The 19,427-nt window shown below is 64.2% G+C and carries 18 protein-coding genes; 8 read left to right on the top strand and 10 right to left on the bottom strand.

Going from position 1 to position 19,427, the window contains the following annotated elements; all coding sequences use genetic code 11:
* The first annotated feature begins 15 nt into the window (after positions 1 to 15).
* Entirely contained in the window at positions 16 to 1,041 is a 1,026-nt protein-coding gene (locus FQU74_RS03765) for a hypothetical protein (RefSeq protein WP_146285093.1), read from the top strand.
* A gap of 99 nt (positions 1,042 to 1,140) precedes the next feature.
* Here FQU74_RS03765 and FQU74_RS03760 read toward each other — a convergent pair whose 3' ends face one another.
* The 6 genes from FQU74_RS03760 to FQU74_RS03735 are packed head-to-tail and all read right to left on the bottom strand — an operon-like array spanning position 1,141 to position 6,516.
* Positions 1,141 to 1,953: an SPOR domain-containing protein gene (locus FQU74_RS03760; RefSeq protein ID WP_158635524.1), complete on the bottom strand. Its 813-nt coding sequence runs from the start codon at positions 1,951 to 1,953 to the stop codon at positions 1,141 to 1,143.
* A 36-nt stretch (positions 1,954 to 1,989) separates the two neighbouring features.
* Positions 1,990 to 2,622: a uracil phosphoribosyltransferase gene (gene upp, locus FQU74_RS03755; RefSeq protein ID WP_146285091.1), complete on the bottom strand. Its 633-nt coding sequence runs from the start codon at positions 2,620 to 2,622 to the stop codon at positions 1,990 to 1,992.
* Positions 2,615 to 3,607, bottom strand: a complete 993-nt coding sequence (locus FQU74_RS03750) for an adenosine deaminase (RefSeq protein WP_146285090.1) — start codon at positions 3,605 to 3,607, stop codon at positions 2,615 to 2,617. Before FQU74_RS03750 ends, upp begins: the two co-directional genes overlap by 8 nt.
* Positions 3,604 to 4,800 carry a phosphopentomutase gene (locus FQU74_RS03745; protein ID WP_146285089.1) on the bottom strand — a complete coding sequence of 399 codons (1,197 nt, stop codon included), beginning with the start codon at positions 4,798 to 4,800 and terminating at the stop codon, positions 3,604 to 3,606. The genes FQU74_RS03750 and FQU74_RS03745 overlap by 4 nt, the downstream gene beginning before the upstream one ends.
* Complete coding sequence (locus FQU74_RS03740; protein WP_146285088.1) at positions 4,797 to 6,110, bottom strand: thymidine phosphorylase; 1,314 nt, start codon at positions 6,108 to 6,110, stop codon at positions 4,797 to 4,799. Before FQU74_RS03740 ends, FQU74_RS03745 begins: the two co-directional genes overlap by 4 nt.
* Before the next feature lie 13 nt (positions 6,111 to 6,123).
* Positions 6,124 to 6,516, bottom strand: coding sequence for a cytidine deaminase (locus FQU74_RS03735; RefSeq protein WP_146285087.1), 393 nt, complete (start codon positions 6,514 to 6,516; stop codon positions 6,124 to 6,126).
* Positions 6,517 to 6,764: 248 nt separating this feature from the next.
* Between FQU74_RS03735 and FQU74_RS03730 the strand changes: the two genes are divergently transcribed.
* Positions 6,765 to 9,044 carry an NADP-dependent malic enzyme gene (locus FQU74_RS03730; protein ID WP_146285086.1) on the top strand — a complete coding sequence of 760 codons (2,280 nt, stop codon included), beginning with the start codon at positions 6,765 to 6,767 and terminating at the stop codon, positions 9,042 to 9,044.
* A 268-nt stretch (positions 9,045 to 9,312) separates the two neighbouring features.
* Complete coding sequence (gene prpE, locus FQU74_RS03725; RefSeq protein ID WP_146285085.1) at positions 9,313 to 11,205, top strand: propionate-CoA ligase PrpE; 1,893 nt, start codon at positions 9,313 to 9,315, stop codon at positions 11,203 to 11,205.
* Positions 11,206 to 11,350: 145 nt separating this feature from the next.
* On the opposite strand, the gene FQU74_RS03720 is transcribed toward prpE, so the two are convergent.
* Complete coding sequence (locus FQU74_RS03720) at positions 11,351 to 12,106, bottom strand: NAD kinase (protein ID WP_146285084.1); 756 nt, start codon at positions 12,104 to 12,106, stop codon at positions 11,351 to 11,353.
* Positions 12,107 to 12,317: 211 nt separating this feature from the next.
* Between FQU74_RS03720 and glyA the strand changes: the two genes are divergently transcribed.
* Positions 12,318 to 13,610, top strand: a complete 1,293-nt coding sequence (gene glyA, locus FQU74_RS03715) for a serine hydroxymethyltransferase (protein ID WP_146285083.1) — start codon at positions 12,318 to 12,320, stop codon at positions 13,608 to 13,610.
* Between the two features lie 48 nt (positions 13,611 to 13,658).
* On the opposite strand, the gene FQU74_RS03710 is transcribed toward glyA, so the two are convergent.
* Positions 13,659 to 14,015, bottom strand: a complete 357-nt coding sequence (locus FQU74_RS03710; protein WP_146285082.1) for a hypothetical protein — start codon at positions 14,013 to 14,015, stop codon at positions 13,659 to 13,661.
* A 111-nt stretch (positions 14,016 to 14,126) separates the two neighbouring features.
* Between FQU74_RS03710 and FQU74_RS03705 the strand changes: the two genes are divergently transcribed.
* Positions 14,127 to 14,900 (top strand): alpha/beta fold hydrolase, encoded by a 774-nt coding sequence (locus FQU74_RS03705; protein WP_146285081.1) that lies wholly within the window; start codon positions 14,127 to 14,129, stop codon positions 14,898 to 14,900.
* Here the strand turns inward: FQU74_RS03705 and FQU74_RS03700 are convergent.
* Entirely contained in the window at positions 14,897 to 15,076 is a 180-nt protein-coding gene (locus tag FQU74_RS03700) for a CTP synthetase (RefSeq protein WP_146285080.1), read from the bottom strand. The two genes, FQU74_RS03705 and FQU74_RS03700, sit on opposite strands and share 4 nt — an antisense overlap.
* Positions 15,077 to 15,212: 136 nt before the next feature.
* The gene (ychF, locus tag FQU74_RS03695) at positions 15,213 to 16,310 is read right to left on the bottom strand and encodes a redox-regulated ATPase YchF (protein ID WP_146285079.1); all 1,098 of its coding nucleotides are present in this window, start codon (positions 16,308 to 16,310) and stop codon (positions 15,213 to 15,215) included.
* Positions 16,311 to 16,497: 187 nt separating this feature from the next.
* On the opposite strand from ychF, the gene trpA reads away from it, so the two are divergent.
* The 3 genes from trpA to FQU74_RS03680 all read left to right on the top strand — a co-directional run bounded on the left by trpA (position 16,498) and on the right by FQU74_RS03680 (position 19,395).
* The gene (trpA, locus tag FQU74_RS03690) at positions 16,498 to 17,289 is read left to right on the top strand and encodes a tryptophan synthase subunit alpha (protein ID WP_146285078.1); all 792 of its coding nucleotides are present in this window, start codon (positions 16,498 to 16,500) and stop codon (positions 17,287 to 17,289) included.
* Between the two features lie 136 nt (positions 17,290 to 17,425).
* Positions 17,426 to 18,589 (top strand): alpha-hydroxy acid oxidase, encoded by a 1,164-nt coding sequence (locus FQU74_RS03685; protein WP_146285077.1) that lies wholly within the window; start codon positions 17,426 to 17,428, stop codon positions 18,587 to 18,589.
* Between the two features lie 218 nt (positions 18,590 to 18,807).
* Positions 18,808 to 19,395 carry a 50S ribosomal protein L25/general stress protein Ctc gene (locus FQU74_RS03680; RefSeq protein ID WP_146285076.1) on the top strand — a complete coding sequence of 196 codons (588 nt, stop codon included), beginning with the start codon at positions 18,808 to 18,810 and terminating at the stop codon, positions 19,393 to 19,395.
* Positions 19,396 to 19,427: the final 32 nt, after the last annotated feature.

Here is a 19,427-nt window from a genome sequence, read left to right as displayed (position 1 = left end):
GACAAAACGGTATTCATGCGCAGCACGGCGCTCAAGCAATTCACGAAACTGGAAAGTACCGGCCTGTGGCGGGAAGCCCCGGAATTGCAGCGCCGCGAAGTAATCGTGAACTTCGGCGAGGCCTCGCTGACCATTGCCGATCCGCGCAGTGAAAACGCCCTCTCGCATTGGTCCCTGCCTGCGGTCGTAAGGCTGAACCCCGGCGAGATGCCTGCGCTTTATGCCCCGGGGCACCAGGCACTGGAAACGCTGGAGATCGACGACAAGTTGATGATCGAAGCGTTGGAAAAGGTGCGCGCCGCACTCGCTTCAAACCGCCCTCGTCCGGGCCGTCTTCGTGGCAGCCTGATGCTTGCGGGCTCGGCACTGGTGCTCATTCTGGGTGCGATCTTCGTTCCGGGCGCGATGGTGAACCACACCGCCGCCATGGTTCCTCAGACGACACGGCTGGCTATCGGCCGCGTGGCGCTGGACGATCTGGGCAAGGTGGCGGGTGCCCCCTGTGCTGATCCGTCAGGCGAGGCGGCGTTGCGGCGTCTGGCGACACGCCTGTTCGGGGCCGAGGCACCGGGGCTTTACATCCTGCGCGACGGTCAGGCCCGCAGCCTGCATCTGCCGGGAAACATCATCACGCTTCACCGTGACCTTGTTGAAAAGGCCGACGGCCCCGAGGTGCTGGCAGGCTTTGCGCTGGCCGAGGATGAGCGTTCAGACATGGATGATCCCCTGGTTCCGCTTCTGCGCCATGCGGGGCTGCGCGCGACATTCGGCCTGCTCACCACGGGGCAGCTCGATCCGGCGTCTGTCGCGGGCTACGGGTCCACGCTGCTGACCACACCGCCCCTTGCGGTGCCTGACGCCGCCCTGCTTGCGCGCTTTGCGGCAGCGGACGTGCCCTCTACCCCTTATGCGAAAGCCTTTGATCCGACCGGCAACACGTCCCAAGCCCTGATCGAGGCGGACCCCCTTGCCCGAGGCGAGCGTCGCCCGCTGATGACCGACAGCGACTGGATCGGCCTGCAATCGATCTGCGCCGACTGAGATCATCGCGCGGGCAAAGAAAAGCCCCCGGGAATTTGCTCCCAGGGGCAGGGTCTTTCTGCTCTTCGTCTTCGCCTGCTTCGTGAAACCACCGAAAGACTAGTAAATGAACGCGTCGGTAAATCCGGCCGCGCGGGCGCGGCGCAGCCCATCCTGCGCGGCGGGCGCATCGGGGAAAGGTCCCGTCAGAACCAGATAAAGCGGCGCACCGCCCTTATGGGCAGTGGTGCTGGCAGCGGGCAAGCCTGCGGCGCGCAGCTTGCTTATCGCAACATCGGCATTGGCAGTTCGGCCGTAGGCGCCGACCTGCACATAGACGCCAGAGGCGATGGCCTTCACGTTCAGGGCCTTGCCCGGAATCTCGATCTGCCGCCACAGGCCGTGGCGCTTCACGATGGCCGTCGCAGGTACTTGAATGACAACCCTTGGTGCCGTGGACTTTTGCCGGGCCAGCGACTTGGTCTGACGCGGTGCCGAAGCCTTGGGGGCACTCTTGGCCGCCACCGGTTTGGCCTCGGGCGCCGCGGGCGGTTCCGCGGCAGGCTCCGGCTGCGCCACGGGTGCCGCGACTGCGGCCTCTGCCGGATCAACGGTGAGAGGCTCTGGTTCCATCACTTCGGTCTTTGGCGGCAAAGGCAGCGAAGGTGCCAGACCGCAGAGCGGTTTTCGATCCGCCCCAAGCTGGGGAACCCAGGTTACCGCACCATTCACGGCAGCTCGGGCATAGGCGCAGCCCCGGCTGTCGACGTAGCTTGCGTCATCATAGCTGGCTGGCGGCACCTCGGCAGGGGCGGGTATCGCATCTTCCGTCTGCGCAAAGGCGGCGGGGCCAGACATCGCCCCCACGGCCAGCGCAACGGAAACGATCACGCGATACATAAGGCCCCCTTTGATCCAGATGGCGGGAAGCATGCGCCAGATGGGCGTGTGACGCAAGCCGGATTTCCCTTATTTTGTGCCGAACATCCGGTCACCCGCATCCCCTAGGCCGGGAACGATGTATCCATGGTCGTTCAGATGCGAATCCAGCGCGGCTGTCACGATCGGCACGTCGGGATGTGCCTCTTTCATCCGCGCGACCCCCTCGGGCGCGGCCAAGAGGCAAAGGAAGCGGATATTCCTGGCCCCCGCCTTCTTCAGCAAGTCCACTGCAGCCGCAGATGAATTGCCCGTGGCCAGCATCGGATCGACCACAATGCAGATCCGCTCGTCCAGATGATCCGGAAGCTTGCAGTAGTATTGCACAGGCTGCAGCGTCTCGGGGTCACGGTAGAGGCCCACGAAGCCCACCCGCGCAGCCGGGATCAGTTCGAGAATGCCGTCCAGCAAGCCATTCCCCGCTCTGAGGATCGAGATCAGCGCCAGCTTCTTGCCATCCAGCGTCGGCGCATCCATCGGCTCCAGCGGCGTCTCGATGCGGGTCGTCGTCATCTCAAGCTCGCGCGTGACCTCATAGGCCAGCAGCAGGCTGATCTCCTTCAGAAGCCGCCGGAAGCCCGCGGTGGAGGTTTCCTTGTCGCGCATGATTGTCAGCTTGTGCTGAACCAGCGGGTGATTGACGACTGTCAGATGCTCAGCCATGCGCGGCCTCCAGTTTCTTGGCGATCATGTCCTTGGTGTCGCGGTCGCAGAAGGCCGCGTCAAGCGCGGTCTTGTTCAGCGTCGCAAAGACCCCCGTGTCCCAGTCAAAGGCATCGGCCAGACGGTCCCATTCACGGTTCATGGTGGTACGAAAGAAGGGCGGGTCATCGGTCGATACGGTCACCTTGACCTCGCGATCAAACAGCTTGCCGATCGGATGGTGCCGCCAGTCGGAATAAAGCCCAAGCGCGATGTTCGATCCGGGGCAGACCTCCAGCACCGTGCCGCGCTCGGCCAGTTCATCGACCAGCGCCAGATCCTCGATCGCGCGGACGCCATGGCCCAGACGCGAGGGGCGAAGGGCCCGAAGCGTGGCGCGGATATGGTCAGGCCCGCGCCATTCGCCGGCGTGGGCGGTGATGCCCAGTCCCGCCTCGCGGGCGCAGTCAAAGGCCCAGGCGTAGTCCTCAGGCTCGCCAACCCTTTCATCGCCCCCGATGCCAAAGCCGGTCACAAAGCGCCCTGCCGTCTCGGCGGCACAGATCGCGACCTCACGCGCCTTCTCGGGGCCGAAATGGCGGATTGGGGTGACAATGGCGCGCAGGGTGACGCCCATCTTCGCCTCGGCCTCGGCCGCCGCATCCTCAATCGCGGCAAGGTAGTCGCGCCAGGCGACAAGATCGCGACCGCCGCAGAAGTCGGGGCTGATGAAGGTTTCGCAATAGATCACGCCACTTGCAGCGCTTTCCTCAAGAACGGCAAGGGTCAGTCGGCGGTAGTCCTCAGGCGACCGGATCACCGAAGTTGCGGCCTCGTACACCTTCAGGAAATGCCAGAAGTCGCGGATGGCGTAACCACCCCTCTCATCAAAGATGCCCGAGATATCCTCGCGCTTTTCTGCCGCGAGGCCCCGGATGAAGGCGGGCGGGGCCGCCCCTTCCAGATGCAGGTGCAACTCGATCTTTGGCGTGGCAGCAAGTGTCACAGAAAGCTCCTTCCCGGCCCTTGCGCGGGAATGCCCAGATGTGCCGCGACCGAGGCACCGACATCGGCAAAAGCACAGAGCCCGATCTGCCCCGCGCCGCGACCGGACATCAGGACGGGCACACGCTCGCGCGTGTGTTCCGTGCCGTGCCATGTGGGATCGTTGCCGTGATCGGCGGTGAACAGCGCCAGATCCCCCGGTTGCAGGCGGTTTAGAAATGCGCCAGCGCGCGTATCGAACCATTCCAGCGCACGCGCATAGCCAGACACGTCGCGCCGGTGGCCATAGAGGCTGTCAAATTCGACAAAGTTCGCAAATGTCAAACTTCCCGGCTCAGCATCCCGTGCAAGCCCGTCAAGATGTTCGAAAAGTGCAGCGTCATCCTTGCCCTTGTGCAGGTGCGTGATGCCGCGATGCGAGAAGATATCGCCGATCTTGCCCACCGCATGGGTGACCCGCCCGGCCCCTTGCGCCCAGTCGAGCAGTGTGGGCGCCGGCGGGGCTATCGCAAAGTCACGGCGGTTGGCCGTGCGGCTGAAATGGCCGGGCGCGCCCACGAACGGCCGCGCGATCACCCGCCCGATGTTCATCGCATGCAGCATCGGCGCCAGACCCTGACAAAGCGCAATCAGCCGAGGCAGGCCAAAGCTCTCTTCATGCGCGGCGATCTGGAACACGCTGTCAGCCGAGGTGTAGCAGATCGGCCGTCCTGTCCGCATATGCTCGGGTCCAAGCCGGTCGATGATCTCGGTCCCGCTGGCGTGGCAGTTCCCAAGGATGCCGTCCACGCCGGCAAGCTCACACACCTTGGCCACCACATCCTGCGGAAAGGCGGGGACCGTATCGGGGAAGTAGCCCCAGTCCCACGGCACTGGCACGCCAGCCAGCTCCCAATGGCCAGACGGCGTATCCTTGCCCCTCGACACCTCGGTTGCGGCCCCCCACATCCCCTGCGGCGTGACCCCCAAACCGGGCGCCTCAGCCCCGGAGGCCAGCCGCACCGCCGCGCCGAGCCCAAGTGCGTCGAGCACAGGCATGCGCAAAGGCCCGCTTCGCCCCTGTTCGGCACGCCCGGCTGCGCATTCGCGCGCAATATGCGCAAGCGTGTTGGAACCAGCATCGCCGAACGCCTCGGCATCAGGTGCGCCACCGATTCCGACGCTGTCGAGCACGATCAGAAAAGCGCGCGTCATCCTGCAATCCTTTCGCGGATCAATTCGGGGGGCGTAACCTCGCCGTCGGCCAAACGATAGGCAGCCTGCACCGTTGCCAGTGCCCTGTCAGCCTCGGCATCGCTCGCCGCATGCACCTGCGCCAGAACTTGTCCGGCAGCCACCTGTTGCCCGATGCCCGCCATGTCGGAAAGCCCAACCGCCGGGTTGATCCGGTCATCGCCCTTCAGACGCCCCCCGCCCAGATGGACGACCGCCTCACCCAAGGCAAAGCCGTCGATCGCCGCCACCACCCCGTCCCGCGCGGCTGTCACATCGCGCACCACAGGCGCCGCAGGCAAGCGGTCGGCCCAGCGGTCCACGAAATCGGCCGGCCCGCCTTGCGCCGCAACCATCCGCCCGAACTGCTCGACCGCCGCCCCGCTTTCCAGCGCTTCGGCGATCATCCCCTGCCCTTCCGCCGCATCCGTGGCCACCCCGGCCAGCGCCAGCGCCTCGCCCCCAAGCGCGCAGGTCACATCCCACAGTCGCGCATTGGGACGGGTGCCCGTCAACACCTCCATCACCTCGATCACCTCCAGCGCATTGCCCGCGCTGCGGGCCAGAGACTGGTCCATATCGGTGATCAGCGCCGAGGTCTTGCAGCCCGCACCATTCGCCGTGGCCACAAGCGACTGCGCCAGCGCCCGCGCCCGGTCCATGTCGTGCATGAAGGCGCCCGAGCCGACCTTCACATCCAGCACCAACGCCCCAAGCCCGGCTGCAAGCTTCTTGGACAGGATCGAGGCGGTGATCAGGTCAATGCTCTCGACCGTCGAGGTCACATCGCGGATGGCATAAAGCCGCCGGTCCGCCGGGGCGATCTCGGCCGTAGCAGCCACAATGGCGCAGCGGACCTGCGCGATCTGGCGGCGAAGCTGATCTTCGGCCAGACCTGTCCGAAAGCCGGGGATCGCCTCCAGCTTGTCAAGTGTGCCGCCGGTGTGGCCCAGGCCACGGCCCGAGACCATCGGGACAAAGACACCGCAAACCGCCAGCGCCGGCGCCAGCAGCAACGAGGTGCAATCCCCGATGCCGCCCGTCGAATGCTTGTCCACCACCGGGCCGGGCAGATCCCAGGCCAACACGCGACCCGAGTCGCGCATCGCCAGCGTCAAGGCCACCCGCGCGCCTTCGGTCAACCCGTTAAGCAGCACCGCCATCGCAAAGGCGCCCGCCTGCGCATCGGTGACTGCACCCGAGGCAAGGCCCGCCGCAAACCAGCGAATGTCATCTGCGCCGGGGCTGTGCCCGTCGCGGATCGCGGCAATGATGGCGCGGGCATCGCTCATCGCAGGTCCTTTCTCAGGCCCGATCCATATGGGCCATCGTGAATACCCCGGGCAGAAGGTCCGCCACGGTCATGCGTTTTTCCTTGCCGTCGGTCGTGCCCAGCGTGACCACAACATCGGGCGCTGCGAATTCGGCGATCTTCTGGCGGCAACCGCCACATGGCGGAACAGGCTCAGGGCTGTCGGCGATGACATAAAGATCGCTGATCTGCCGCTCGCCGGAAGCGCACATCGCGGCAATAGCCCCCGCCTCGGCGCAGGTGCCTTCAGGATATGCCACGTTCTCGACGTTGCAGCCGACATGCACGGCCCCCGACGGGGTGCGCAACGCCGCCCCCACCTTGAAGCGCGAATACGGGGCATAGGCATTCTCGCGCACCTGGGTGGCGGCATCTTTCAGCGACATTCGGATCTCCGGGGCATCAGGCGTGTTTGACCAACTGGTCATGATTGTGCGGCAGGCCCGTCGCAGAGGCAAGCGCGCGCATGTGGTGATCCTACGGAAACGGACAAAGCTGTCTTTCCTGATTTCCACCTTGGCGCACTGGCGGAAAAGCGCCACACTCAGCCCCGGAGGAGTTTGTCGTTAGCGCTATCAGACTTGCGCGGCGAATCTGATTGTTTAATGCCAAACCAAATTTCCCGGGAGGCCCTATGGAAGAGCAACGTCACGACCAGTCGCGCCATCCTGCGCTGGATTATCACGAGTTTCCCAAGCCCGGTAAGCTTGAGATCCGCGCCACGAAACCCCTGGCGAACGGCCGCGACCTGAGCCGCGCCTACAGCCCCGGCGTGGCAGAGGCCTGCCTTGAGATCAAGGCCGATCCGGCGACCGCAAGCCGTTATACGTCAAGGGGAAATCTTGTTGCCGTCGTGACGAATGGCACCGCGGTTCTGGGCCTTGGCAACATCGGCGCGCTGGCCTCGAAACCGGTGATGGAGGGCAAGGCCGTCCTCTTCAAGAAGTTCGCCAACATAGATTGTTTTGACATTGAACTAAATGAGCCCGATCCGGAAAAACTGGCAGATATCGTCTGCGCGCTGGAGCCGACCTTTGGTGCAATCAACCTTGAAGACATCAAGGCACCCGATTGCTTCATCGTCGAGAAGCTCTGCCGCGAACGGATGAACATTCCGGTTTTCCACGATGACCAGCACGGCACGGCCATTGTCGTCGGCGCAGCCGCCACGAATGCGCTGCATGTGGCGGGCAAACGGTTCCAGGACATCAAGATCGTCTCGACCGGCGGCGGGGCTGCGGGCATTGCCTGCCTCAACATGCTGCTGAAGCTAGGTGTCCGGCGCGAGAACGTCTGGCTTTGCGACATCCACGGCCTTGTGCATGAGGGCCGCGAGGTGGACATGAACCCGCAGAAGGCCGCCTATGCGCAAAAGTCTGACAAGCGGACGCTGGACGAGGTGATTGACGGCGCCGACATGTTCCTGGGCCTGTCCGGCCCTGGCGTGCTGAAGCCCGAGATGGTCGCCCGCATGGCCGAAAACCCGATCATCTTCGCCTTGGCAAATCCCACGCCCGAAATCCTGCCTGACGAGGTGCGCGCCGTAGCGCCCGGCGCAATCATGGCGACGGGTCGCAGTGACTTTCCAAATCAGGTGAACAACGTCCTGTGTTTCCCCTTCATCTTCCGGGGTGCGCTCGATGTGGGCGCGACCCAGATCAATGACGAGATGCAGCTGGCCTGCATCGAGGGAATCGCGGCCCTTGCCCGCGCAACCACCAGCGCCGAGGCCGCAGCCGCCTATCAGGGTGAACGACTGACCTTCGGTGCCGATTACCTGATCCCCAAACCCTTCGACCCCCGGCTGATCGGCGTCGTCGCCTCGGCCGTGGCGAAAGCGGCGATGGAAACTGGCGTGGCCACCCGTCCGATCAGCGACCTGAACGCCTATCGCGACAAGCTGAACGGCTCGGTCTACCGTTCAGCCCTGATCATGCGCCCGGTATTCGAGGCAAGCCGACTGGCCGACCGTCGCATCGTCTTTTCGGAAGGCGAGGACGAACGCGTGCTGCGCGCGGCCAACGCGATGCTGGAAGAGACGACCGACAAGCCCATCCTGATCGGCCGCCCCGAGGTGATCGCGATGCGGGCCGAACGCGCGGGACTGCCGATCCGCCCGGACCGTGACTTTGAGATCGTGAACCCCGAAAGCGATACGCGCTACCGCGACTACTGGGGCAGCTATCACGAACTCATGGCCCGCAAGGGCGTGACCCCCGATCTGGCCCGCGCGATCATGCGCACCAACACGACAGCAATTGCCGCCATTGCCGTGCATCGCGGAGATGCCGACAGCATGATCTGCGGCACCTTCGGGCAATATCTGTGGCACCTGAAATATGTGACCGAGGTTCTGGGGCGTGACGGGCTTTCCGCGCATGGTGCGCTGAGCCTGATGATCCTGGAAGACGGGCCGCTTTTCATCGCCGACACCCAGGTGAACCCCGTCCCCACGCCTGACCAGATCGCGCTGACCACGTTGGGTGCGGTGCGCCATGCCAAGCGCTTTGGCGTGACGCCCAAGGTGGCACTCTGCTCGCATTCGAACTTCGGCAACCTCGACAGCGATTCCGGCCTGCGCATGCGCGCGGCGCTGGCGATGCTGGATGCCGAACCTCGGGGCTTTGCCTACGACGGCGAGATGAGCATTGATGCGGCACTCGACCCCGACCTGCGCGGACGCATGTTCCCCGGCGCCCGGATCGAGGGCGCTGCGAACATTCTGGTCTTCGCCTATTCCGATGCCGCGAATGCTGCACGCAATATCCTGCGCATGAAGGCGGGCGGGCTTGAGGTCGGGCCAATCCTGATGGGCATGGGCAACAAGGCCCATATCGTCACCCCGTCGATCACCGCACGGGGATTGCTCAACATCTCGGCTCTGGCTGGAACGCCGGTCGCGCACTACGGCTGACATCATCTTGCGGGGCGACCAATTTGGCCGCCCCGCCTGGCCGACTCAGTCTGCCATCATGACGGTCTGCAAATCGCAAAACTTTGCAAAGTTACCTGCGTGCCCTGCCAGTGTTGGCATATTCACATAGTTTGCAAAAATTTGCGGGCGAGGACAGGCAGATTTCTGCAAATTTCTCGCTGCAATGCGGCTACGCTAACGGTAACAGCGTTGCGGCAATGCCCCCCTCTCGCGTAACAAAACACGATACCGAGGGAGGAGGCATACCATGGCATACAAAGAGATCTATGACAGCTGGAAGGCAGACCCCGAGGGATTCTGGATGAAGGCTGCTGGCGGCATCGATTGGGTGAAATCACCCAGCCGTGCGCTGAACCCCGACCGGGCGCCGCTTTATGAATGGTTCAGCGACGCCGAGGTGAACACCTGCTGGAATGCCGTCGACCGACACGTGCAAGCAGGGCGCGGCAACCAGCTGGCAATCATCCACGACAGCCCCGTCACACACCTGCGCAAGGGCATCACCTACAAGGAACTGCAGACCCGCGTCGCAAGCCTTGCCGGCGCCCTGCGCGCCAAGGGTGTCGAAAAGGGTGACCGCGTCATCATCTATATGCCCATGATCCCCGAGGCGCTGGAGGCCATGCTGGCCTGCGCCCGTCTGGGTGCCATCCACTCGGTGGTGTTCGGCGGTTTTGCCGCAAACGAACTGGCCGTGCGGATCGACGACTGCAAGCCAAAGGCGATCATCGCCGCCTCTTGCGGGATCGAACCAAACCGGATCGTCCATTACAAACCGCTTCTGGACGGCGCGATCGACCTTGCTGACCACAAGCCCGATTTCTGCGTGATCTTCCAGCGCGAACAAGAGGTCGCCAAGCTGATCGAGGGCCGTGACTTCGCTTGGCACACCTTCCAGTACGGGGTCGAGCCTGCTGATTGCGTGCCGGTTTCGGGCGACCACCCGGCCTATATTCTCTACACCTCGGGCACGACCGGGGCGCCCAAGGGCGTGGTCCGCCCCACCGCGGGCCATCTGGTCGCGCTGAACTGGACGATGCGCGCCATCTATAACGTGGGCGTGGGCGACGTGTTCTGGGCGGCGTCGGACGTGGGCTGGGTCGTTGGGCACAGCTACATCTGCTACGCGCCGCTGATCGCGGGCTGCACCACCATCGTCTTTGAAGGAAAGCCCGTGGGCACGCCTGACGCAGGGACCTTCTGGCGGGTGATCAGCGAGAACAAGGTGAAAAGCTTCTTCACCGCACCGACCGCGCTGCGCGCCATCCGCCGCGACGATCCCGATGGCGAGTTCATCAAGGACTACAATTTGCGGCACCTGCAGGCGCTCTACCTTGCAGGCGAGAGGGCTGACCCCGAGACGATCCAATGGGCGCAAAAGCACCTGAATATCCCGGTGATCGACCACTGGTGGCAGACCGAAACCGGCTGGGCCATCGCGGCAAACCCACTGGGGATCGAGGCGCTACCGGTCAAGCTTGGCTCGCCTTCGGTGCCGATGCCCGGCTATGACGTGCAGGTGCTGGACGAAGGTGGCCACCCGGTCAGCCCCGGCACGCTTGGCGCCATCGCCGTCAAGCTGCCGCTGCCTCCCGGCACTCTGCCGACTCTGTGGAATGCCGAAGACCGGTTCCGCAAATCCTACCTCAGCCACTTCCCCGGTTATTATGAGACCGGCGATGCGGGCTATGTGGACGAGGACGGCTATCTCTACATCATGGCGCGCACGGATGATGTGATCAACGTCGCCGGTCACCGCCTCTCGACCGGGGCCATGGAAGAGGTGCTGGCCTCGCACCCCGACGTCGCCGAATGCGCCGTGATCGGCGTCGCGGACGAGTTGAAAGGCCAGTCCCCGCTGGGCCTTCTGTGCCTCAAGAAGGGCGCGGCAAAAGACCATGCCGATGTCGTCAAGGAATGCGTGAAGCTGATGCGCGACCGGATCGGACCAGTGGCCGACTTCAAGCGCGCGGTGGTGGTTGATCGTCTCCCCAAGACGCGGTCGGGCAAGATCTTGCGCGGCACCATGGTCAAGATCGCCGACGGCGCAGACTGGAAGATGCCGGCGACCATCGATGACCCGGCAATCCTTGATGAGATCACCTTGGCCCTGCGCACGCTGGGGCTTGCGCGCGGCTGAACCGGCACCAGAACCCCTTGACTGCGCGCGAGGCCCCCTCGCGCGCCTTTTTGGGTATTTGGGCCAAGAGGAAGCAGACGCCGGTCCAGTTTCCTCTTGGCAAAAATACCCATGCAGCGCCGATCACGGGCGCCGCCGCCCGGCCTTACATGAACTGCTCATGCGTCAGGCGCTCTTCAAGCCCGTGGCCGGGATCAAAGAGGATGCGGTGACGCACGGCCGGTTCCGACCTGATCTCAACACTCACGACATCGCGGAATGACCGGCCATCGGCATCGGCCATCACCGGGCGTTTGTCGGTTTCCAGCACGTCAAAGCGCACGATGGCTGTCTTGGGCAGAATCGCCCCGCGCCAGCGCCGTGGGCGAAAGGCCGCCATCGCCGTCAACGCCAGCACATCGGAATCGATGGGTAGGATCGGGCCGTGGGCTGAGTAGTTGTATGCGGTCGATCCGGCAGGCGTGCAGACCAGCGCGCCATCGCAGACAAGCTCGGCCATCCGCTCGCGCCCATCGACGCTGATCCTGAGCTTCGCCGCCTGCGGGCCGGCGCGCAGCAAGCTCACCTCGTTGATCGCCAGCGCGTGGTGGTGCCGCCCTGCAACGTTCACGGCATGCATGGCCAGCGGGTTGATCACCGTCTCTTCCGCGGCACGCAGCCGCGCCTCCAGCCGGTCCTCGGCATAGGCATTCATCAGAAAGCCGATGGTCCCGCAGTTCATGCCATAGACCGGCAGGCCAAGGCTTTGTGTCTCGTGAAGGGTCTGCAGCATGAAGCCATCGCCGCCCAGGGCCACGATCACCTCCGCCTGGGTCACCGGCGCGTCGCCATAGCGCTCGGACAGCGCGGAATAGGCTGCCAGTGCCGCGGGGCTGGTACTGGAGCGGAAACTGATGCGCATCAAGGCTCTCCCTTTACCCCGCCAGTCTTGGGGGGTGCGCAAGACAAAGACAAGGGGGCCGCGCAGCACCCAGCTTCGCGCGCTTTCGGGCATGTGTCGTTTTCTGCCCTTCCCTCGACCATGGCGCATGGTCTAAATGGCGCCCAGACCACTCGCACACCCTACGCCAGTTTCGAACGCCCGAACCCCGGCCCACTTTCAGGAGACGCACATGAGCGCCAGCCGCGACACCGGTTTCTTCACCGAAAGCCTCGCCTCCCGCGACCCCGAGCTCTATGGCTCCATCACCGACGAGCTTGGCCGCCAGCGCCACGAGATCGAGCTGATCGCATCGGAGAACATCGTCAGCCGCGCCGTGATGGAGGCGCAGGGCTCGGTGATGACCAACAAATACGCCGAGGGCTATCCGGGCAAGCGCTACTACGGCGGCTGCCAGTTTGTGGACGTGGCCGAAAACCTTGCCATTGAGCGCGCCTGCAAACTGTTCGGCTGCAGCTTCGCCAACGTCCAGCCCAACTCGGGCTCGCAGGCCAACCAGGGTGTGTTCCAGGCGCTGATCAAACCCGGCGACACAATTCTGGGCATGAACCTCGCCTCGGGCGGCCACCTGACCCACGGGGCTGCCCCGAACCAGTCGGGCAAGTGGTTCAACGCCATCCAATATGGCGTGCGCAAGCAGGACAGCCGGATCGACTATGACGAGGTCGAGGCGCTTGCCGTCGAGCACCAGCCCAAGCTGATCATTGCGGGCGGCTCGGCCATTCCGCGTCAGATCGACTTTGCGCGCTTCCGCGCCATCGCCGACAAGGTTGGCGCCTACCTGATGGTCGATATGGCGCATTTCGCGGGCCTGGTGGCCGGCGGGCAGCACCCCTCGCCCTTCCCCTATGCCGATGTGGCGACGACCACGACCCACAAGACCCTGCGCGGCCCGCGTGGTGGGATGATCCTGACCAACAGCGAAGAGATCGCCAAGAAGGTGAACTCGGCCATCTTCCCGGGCATCCAGGGTGGCCCGCTGATGCATGTGATCGCCGCGAAAGCCGTGGCCTTTGGCGAGGCGCTGCGGCCCGAGTTCAAGGACTATGCGGCGCAGGTCGTGAAGAACGCACAGGCGCTTGCCGACCAATTGCAGAAGGGTGGTCTGGATATCGTCACCGGGGGCACCGATACCCATGTGATGCTGGTGGACCTGCGCCCGAAGAACGTGAAGGGCAATGCGACCGAAAAGGCGCTTGGCCGGGCAAACATCACCTGCAACAAGAACGGCATTCCCTTCGACCCCGAAAAGCCGACCGTCACCTCGGGCGTGCGCCTGGGCACCCCTGCCGGCACCACCCGCGGCTTCGGTGAGGCCGAGTTCCGCCTGATCGCGGACTGGATCGTGGAAGTGGTCGATGGCCTGGCCGCGAATGGCGAGGATGGCAACGCCGAGGTCGAGGCGCGCGTCCGTGCCAAGGTCGAGGCGCTGTGCGAGAAGTTCCCGCTCTATCCGACACTGTGATGATGGAAAGCCCCGGTTCGCCGGGGCTTTTTCTTTTGGCGCAGCGCTCTAGCGCGCCAGCACCCAAGCTGCGGCTGCGACCGCCATCAGCCCGGCGGCCACCTGCGCCATCGTCCCCATGACCCATCCCCATCGCCGCGCGGCCTGCCCCAGCGGTTCCAGATAGCGCAGGCAGACATCGCGGGCCTCGGCCAGTTTGCGCGGGTCGATCTGCTGCTGCAGTTTGGGTACGCCCTCCAGCGCGGCGGCATCGGCAAGCTCTTGCGCCGCCACGCGCACTCTGCGCGGAAGGCGTTTGCCGCCACGCGCCAGCTTTTCCGAGAGGCCATCACCGGAGACGTGCAACCTCTGTCCCATCAACGCAGCTACCCGAGCGGCCATCTGCTGCGCCGTTTCTTCCGACATCCTGCCCGTCCCTTCCGCTTTTCCCAGGAGGGTAATCAAGCTGCGGCGGGGGTTCAACCACGCGCGCAACGACTCTGGCACGATGGCACAGGACGCGGTAAAGCCAAGGACATGCTGAACATCCTGCGCCACCCCGCCGTCGAGCCGTCCGACCTTCCGCCGATCCTGATCGCGCATGGGCTTTATGGCTCTGCCCGCAACTGGAACGTCATTGCCAAACGGCTGTCGGCCAACCGCGACGTGCTGGCGGTGGACATGCGCAACCATGGCGAAAGCCCCTGGTTTGACAGCCACAGCTACACCGATCTGGCCGAAGATCTGGCCAAGGTCATCACGGCCAACGGCGGTCGGATGGATGTGGTCGGCCATTCGATGGGCGGAAAGGCGGCGATGACGCTGGCGCTGACCCACCCGGATCTGGTGCGTCGGCTGGTTGTCGCGGATATCGCGCCCGTCGCCTATGCGCATGACCAGACGCAGTATATCGAGGCCATGCGCGCGATGGACCTGACCGGGCTTTCGACTCGTGCCGAGGCGGACCTCCGCCTCTCGCAGACTGTGCCCGAGGCCCCCTTGCGCGCTTTCTTCCTGCAATCCCTCGACCTGCGCGCAGAAGGCGGGCCGCGCTGGCGGCTGAACTTCGATGTGCTGGCGACCGAGATGTCGAACATCGTCGGCTGGCACGCCCCGGAAGGCCGGTTCGACGGACCGGCCCTGTTCCTGACCGGAGCCGAGAGCCATTACGTCAAGCCGGAGTACCGACCGGCGATCCTGTCACAGTTCCCGGCGGCCCGCTTTGCCAAGCTTCCCGGCGCGGGCCATTGGCTGCACGCCGACAAGCCGCGCGAGTTTGAAGAAACGCTCCGCGTGTTCCTCTCGGCCTAGCCTACGATCTGGCGTGCCACAATCCAGCTGACCGGAATCGCCGCGACAAAGCCAAGGGCAGCCGCAATCAGGATCGGCTGCGAGGTATCCATCCCCATCACCAGCGCGGCGACGATGAAAGCCCCCATCAGAGAGGTCGAGGCCATGGAAAAGATGATCATCATCAGGCGAGTCATTTCAGGCTTCCCTGCCAGGTGGCGCGTTCGTCAGCCTTGTGCCACAGCCGCAACGACCCTGCCTTGATCCGCGTCAAACCCATGAAAAAGGCCCGGACAATGTCCGGGCCTAAACCTTCAGGTCTTCGGATGCGAATCAGCCGTTGAAGAGGAAGTGCAGGACGTCGCCGTCCTTGACTTCATAGGTCTTGCCTTCCACGCGGAACTTGCCCGCCTCTTTTGCGCCCGCCTCGCCATTGCCGGCGATGTAGTCGTCAAAGGCGATGGTTTCGGCGCGGATGAAGCCCTTTTCGAAATCGCCATGGATCACGCCCGCCGCCTGCGGGGCCAGCGTGCCTTTGGTGATGGTCCAGGCGCGGGCCTCTTTCGGGCCGACGGTGAAATAGGTCTGCAGGCCCAGTAGTTCGTAGCCCGCGCGGATCAGGCGATCGAGCCCCGCCTCGTGCAGCCCCATCTCCTCAAGGAACATGGCCGCCTCGTCCTCGGGCAGCTGGCTGATCTCTTCCTCGATCCGGGCCGAGATCACGACGGTCGCAGCACCCTGCGCCTTGGCCATGGCAGCCACGCGATCCGACTGGCTGTTGCCGGTCGCGGCTTTTGATTCCTCGACGTTGCAAACATAGAGGACGGGCTTTGCAGTCAACAGTTGCAGCATGTTCCACTGGCGCATGTCGTCAGCCGAGACCGCCACGGTGCGGGCAGGCTTGCCGTCGTTCAGCGCAGCCTGCGCCAAAGCCAGCAGCCGGTCCTGATCGGCCGACTCCTTGTCGCCACCCTTCAGCTTGCGGGCAAGGTTGGCACGGCGACGCTCGATCGACTCGAGGTCAGCCAGCATCAGCTCTGTCTCGATGGTCTCGGCATCGGCCACGGGATCGATGCGGCCTTCGACATGGGTGATGTCCCCATCTTCAAAGCAGCGCAGCACATGGGCAATGGCATCGCACTCGCGGATGTTGGCCAGGAACTGGTTGCCCAAGCCCTCGCCCTTCGACGCGCCGCGCACAAGGCCCGCGATGTCGACAAAGGTCATCCGCGTGGGGATGATCTGCTTTGACCCAGCGATAGCCGCAAGCTTTTCAAGCCGCGGGTCTGGCACGGCGACCTCACCCACGTTCGGCTCGATCGTGCAGAAGGGAAAGTTCGCGGCCTGCGCGGCAGCGGTGCGCGTCAGCGCATTGAAGAGCGTCGATTTGCCGACATTCGGCAGGCCGACAATGCCCATCTTGAATCCCATGATCACCTCCAGCACGCAAGCTGCGCGCCTTTAGGCACAGCCCGAGCGAAAGCGCAAGTTTGAACGCAGCGGGCATGGGCCCAATGCTGCCCTCCAGGAAGAATCGAGGCACAGGATCCGGTCCATGCCCCATTGATTTCCGGCCCACTTCGCGGCACATCGGGCAGGATTGCACAAGAGGACCGCCATGACCCGGATCGACGCCAAATTCGCCAAGCTCAAGGCCGAGGGGAAGAAGGCGTTCGTCGCCTATATCATGGGGGGAGATCCCGATGTTGCCACCTCGCTTGCGGTGATGAAGGGCCTTCCGGCCGCCGGGGTCGACGTGATCGAGCTTGGGATGCCATTCACCGATCCGATGGCAGACGGCCCGACGATCCAGTTGGCCGGGCAGCGCGCGCTCGACGGCGGCATGACCATGGACAAGGTACTGGACATGGTGCGCGACTTCCGCGCAGGCGACACCGAAACGCCAATCGTGCTGATGGGCTACTACAACCCCATCTATTCTCGCGGTGTTGACCGGTTCCTGTCCGAGGCGACCGAGGCCGGGATTGACGGGCTGATCGTGGTGGATCTTCCGCCCGAAGAGGATAGCGAGCTTTGCCTGCCCGCCAAGGCGGCCGGTCTGAACTTCATCCGCCTTGCGACGCCGACGACCGACGACAAGCGCCTGCCCAAGGTGCTGCAGAACACGTCGGGCTTTGTCTATTACGTCTCGATCACCGGGATCACCGGCGCCGCCGCCGCACAGGCCACCGATGTCGCGCCCGAGGTTGCCCGGATCAAGTCGCAGACGGACCTTCCGATCATCGTGGGCTTCGGCATCAGCACCCCGGAAAATGCCCGTGACATCGCAGGCATCGCCGATGGATGCGTCGTGGGCTCCGCCATCGTCAAGGAGATCGGCGCAGGCCGGCCCGTCGCCGACATCCTCGCGCGGGTAAAAGCCCTCGCCGAAGGTGCCCACAGCGCCTGATCGCACCATCTGCTCTTCAGGATAAAGGCGGGGCCAGCAGAGCCCCGCCTTTTTCTTGACCAAAGACCAGGCCAGCATTGCGTGAGCCCCGCGGTATTGGTAATAACTTTTTACCAATAATTGGAAAAGGTGCGCCATGCCCGTCATCACCTGCATCGAGGATCTGAAGCGCCTGCACGCACGCCGCGTGCCCCGGATGTTCTATGACTATGCGGAATCGGGCAGCTATACCGAGCAGACATTCCGCGAGAATGTCAGCGATTTCAGCCAGATCCGCCTGCGCCAGCGGGTGGCGGTCGATATGTCGGACCGCAATCTCTCCGCCAGCATGCTGGGAGAGGCTGTCTCGATGCCGGTCGCACTCGCCCCGGTTGGCTTTACGGGCATGCAATCGGCGGATGGCGAGATCAAGGCCGCCCGCGCAGCCGAGGCCTTTGGCGTGCCTTTCACGCTTTCAACCATGTCGATCTGCTCGATCGAGGATGTGGCCGCGCATACGACCAAACCCTTCTGGTTTCAGCTTTACGTGATGCGTGACGAAGAGTTCGTCGACAACATCATCGACCGCGCCAAACGGGCCGGTTGTTCGGCGCTTGTCCTGACGCTCGACCTGCAGATCCTTGGACAGCGCCACAAGGACCTGAAGAACGGTCTTTCCGCACCGCCCCGCCTGACGCTTCCGAATATCCTGAACATGGCAACCAAGCCGCGCTGGTGCCTTGGCATGCTGGGCACCAAGCGGCACACCTTCGGCAATATCGTGGGCCATGCCAAGGGCGTGGGCGATCTCGCCTCGCTCTCCAGCTGGACGAATGAACAGTTCGACCCCAAGCTCGACTGGACCAAGATTGCCCGCATCCGCGACCGCTGGGGCGGCAAGCTGGTGCTAAAGGGCGTGCTTGACGCCGAAGATGCCCGCCGCGCCGCCGACTTCGGCGCCGATGCGATTGTCGTGAGCAACCATGGCGGGCGCCAGCTTGATGGCGCGCTGTCGTCGATCCGCATCCTGCCGTCGATCGTGCGCGCAGTGAAGGGCCAGACCGGGATCTGGATCGACAGCGGCATCCGCACGGGTCAGGATGTGCTCAAGGCGCTGGCGCTTGGCGCCGATGCCGCAATGATCGGACGCAGCTATATCTACGGCCTCGGCGCCATGGGCGAGGCGGGCGTCACCCGCGCGCTCGACATCATCCGCAAAGAGCTTGACGTGACCCTCGCCCTTTGTGGAGAGCGTGACGTGAAAAACCTCGGCGCCCACAACCTGCTTGTCCCGCGGGGCTTCGAGGGCGACTGGGCCTGACAGCCCCCCTCCTAGCCCCAAATACCCGCAGGGGTGAATTGCAGGCCCCGCCCGCAAGAGGGGGCGCGAGCGCCCCTTCCCGCCCCGGTTTTATTGGAAAACAAGGCCGGTCTCGCGGGATTCGCTCTTGCCTTGCCCTGCGAAACGCCGCTATAGCCCCCCGATCCGCCATACACCCTTGGAGGATGGCGGATTGAACAACTGAAGGAGATTTACCTATGGCAAGCAAGATCGAAGATCTTCAGGCCGAGGTCCGGACGGGGACGGGCAAGGGGGCCGCTCGTCAAGCTCGCCGTGCGGGCTTTGTGCCGGGCATCGTTTATGGTGACAACAAGGAACCTGTCGCCATCAACATGAACTACAACACGCTGCTGAAGCGTCTGAAGCAGGGCCGCTTCCTGTCGACGCTTTTCAACCTGAAAGTCGAAGGCCAGCCCGACGTGCACGTCGTCTGCCGCGGCGTTCAGCGCGACGTGGTCAAGGACCTGCCGACCCACGTCGACTTCATGCGCCTGCATGACGACAGCCGGATCAACCTGTTCATCCACGTGACCTTCACCAACCACGACGCGGCCCCCGGCCTGAAGCGTGGCGGCACGCTGACCGTGGTGCGCCCGGAAGTGGAGCTGGAAGTTCTGGCCTCGGATATCCCGAACGAGATCGTTGTCGACCTGACTGGCAAGACCTTCGGCGATGTGATCCACATCAACGACGTCACTCTGCCGAACGGCGCGAAGCCGACCATCGAACGGAACTTCGTGATCGCCAACATCACCGCGCCTTCGGGCCTGGTGGCGGAAGAGTGATCCAACCGCAAGGTTGAAATCGGGGCGCGGCG

This window comes from Gemmobacter aquaticus, assembly GCF_007859075.1.
GTDB lineage: Bacteria > Pseudomonadota > Alphaproteobacteria > Rhodobacterales > Rhodobacteraceae > Gemmobacter > Gemmobacter aquaticus.
Note: the sequence above shows the minus strand (reverse complement) of the source record. Positions and strands in the feature narration are given on the sequence as shown.

Bases quoted from the DNA above. Each gene is read 5' to 3' on its own strand.
- FQU74_RS03720 (WP_146285084.1), bottom strand. From the start codon at position 12,106: ATGCGCATCAGTTTCCGCTCCAGTACCAGCCCCGCGGCACTGGCAGCC.
- FQU74_RS03705 (WP_146285081.1), top strand. From the start codon at position 14,127: ATGCTGAACATCCTGCGCCACCCCGCCGTCGAGCCGTCCGACCTTCCG.
- upp (WP_146285091.1), bottom strand. From the start codon at position 2,622: ATGGCTGAGCATCTGACAGTCGTCAATCACCCGCTGGTTCAGCACAAG.
- FQU74_RS03760 (WP_158635524.1), bottom strand. From the start codon at position 1,953: ATGCTTCCCGCCATCTGGATCAAAGGGGGCCTTATGTATCGCGTGATC.
- trpA (WP_146285078.1), top strand. From the start codon at position 16,498: ATGACCCGGATCGACGCCAAATTCGCCAAGCTCAAGGCCGAGGGGAAG.
- glyA (WP_146285083.1), top strand. From the start codon at position 12,318: ATGAGCGCCAGCCGCGACACCGGTTTCTTCACCGAAAGCCTCGCCTCC.
- FQU74_RS03765 (WP_146285093.1), top strand. From the start codon at position 16: ATGCGCAGCACGGCGCTCAAGCAATTCACGAAACTGGAAAGTACCGGC.
- FQU74_RS03680 (WP_146285076.1), top strand. From the start codon at position 18,808: ATGGCAAGCAAGATCGAAGATCTTCAGGCCGAGGTCCGGACGGGGACG.
- FQU74_RS03710 (WP_146285082.1), bottom strand. From the start codon at position 14,015: ATGTCGGAAGAAACGGCGCAGCAGATGGCCGCTCGGGTAGCTGCGTTG.
- FQU74_RS03700 (WP_146285080.1), bottom strand. From the start codon at position 15,076: ATGACTCGCCTGATGATGATCATCTTTTCCATGGCCTCGACCTCTCTG.
- FQU74_RS03735 (WP_146285087.1), bottom strand. From the start codon at position 6,516: ATGTCGCTGAAAGATGCCGCCACCCAGGTGCGCGAGAATGCCTATGCC.
- prpE (WP_146285085.1), top strand. From the start codon at position 9,313: ATGGCATACAAAGAGATCTATGACAGCTGGAAGGCAGACCCCGAGGGA.
- FQU74_RS03745 (WP_146285089.1), bottom strand. From the start codon at position 4,800: ATGACGCGCGCTTTTCTGATCGTGCTCGACAGCGTCGGAATCGGTGGC.
- FQU74_RS03685 (WP_146285077.1), top strand. From the start codon at position 17,426: ATGCCCGTCATCACCTGCATCGAGGATCTGAAGCGCCTGCACGCACGC.
- FQU74_RS03730 (WP_146285086.1), top strand. From the start codon at position 6,765: ATGGAAGAGCAACGTCACGACCAGTCGCGCCATCCTGCGCTGGATTAT.
- FQU74_RS03740 (WP_146285088.1), bottom strand. From the start codon at position 6,110: ATGAGCGATGCCCGCGCCATCATTGCCGCGATCCGCGACGGGCACAGC.
- ychF (WP_146285079.1), bottom strand. From the start codon at position 16,310: ATGGGATTCAAGATGGGCATTGTCGGCCTGCCGAATGTCGGCAAATCG.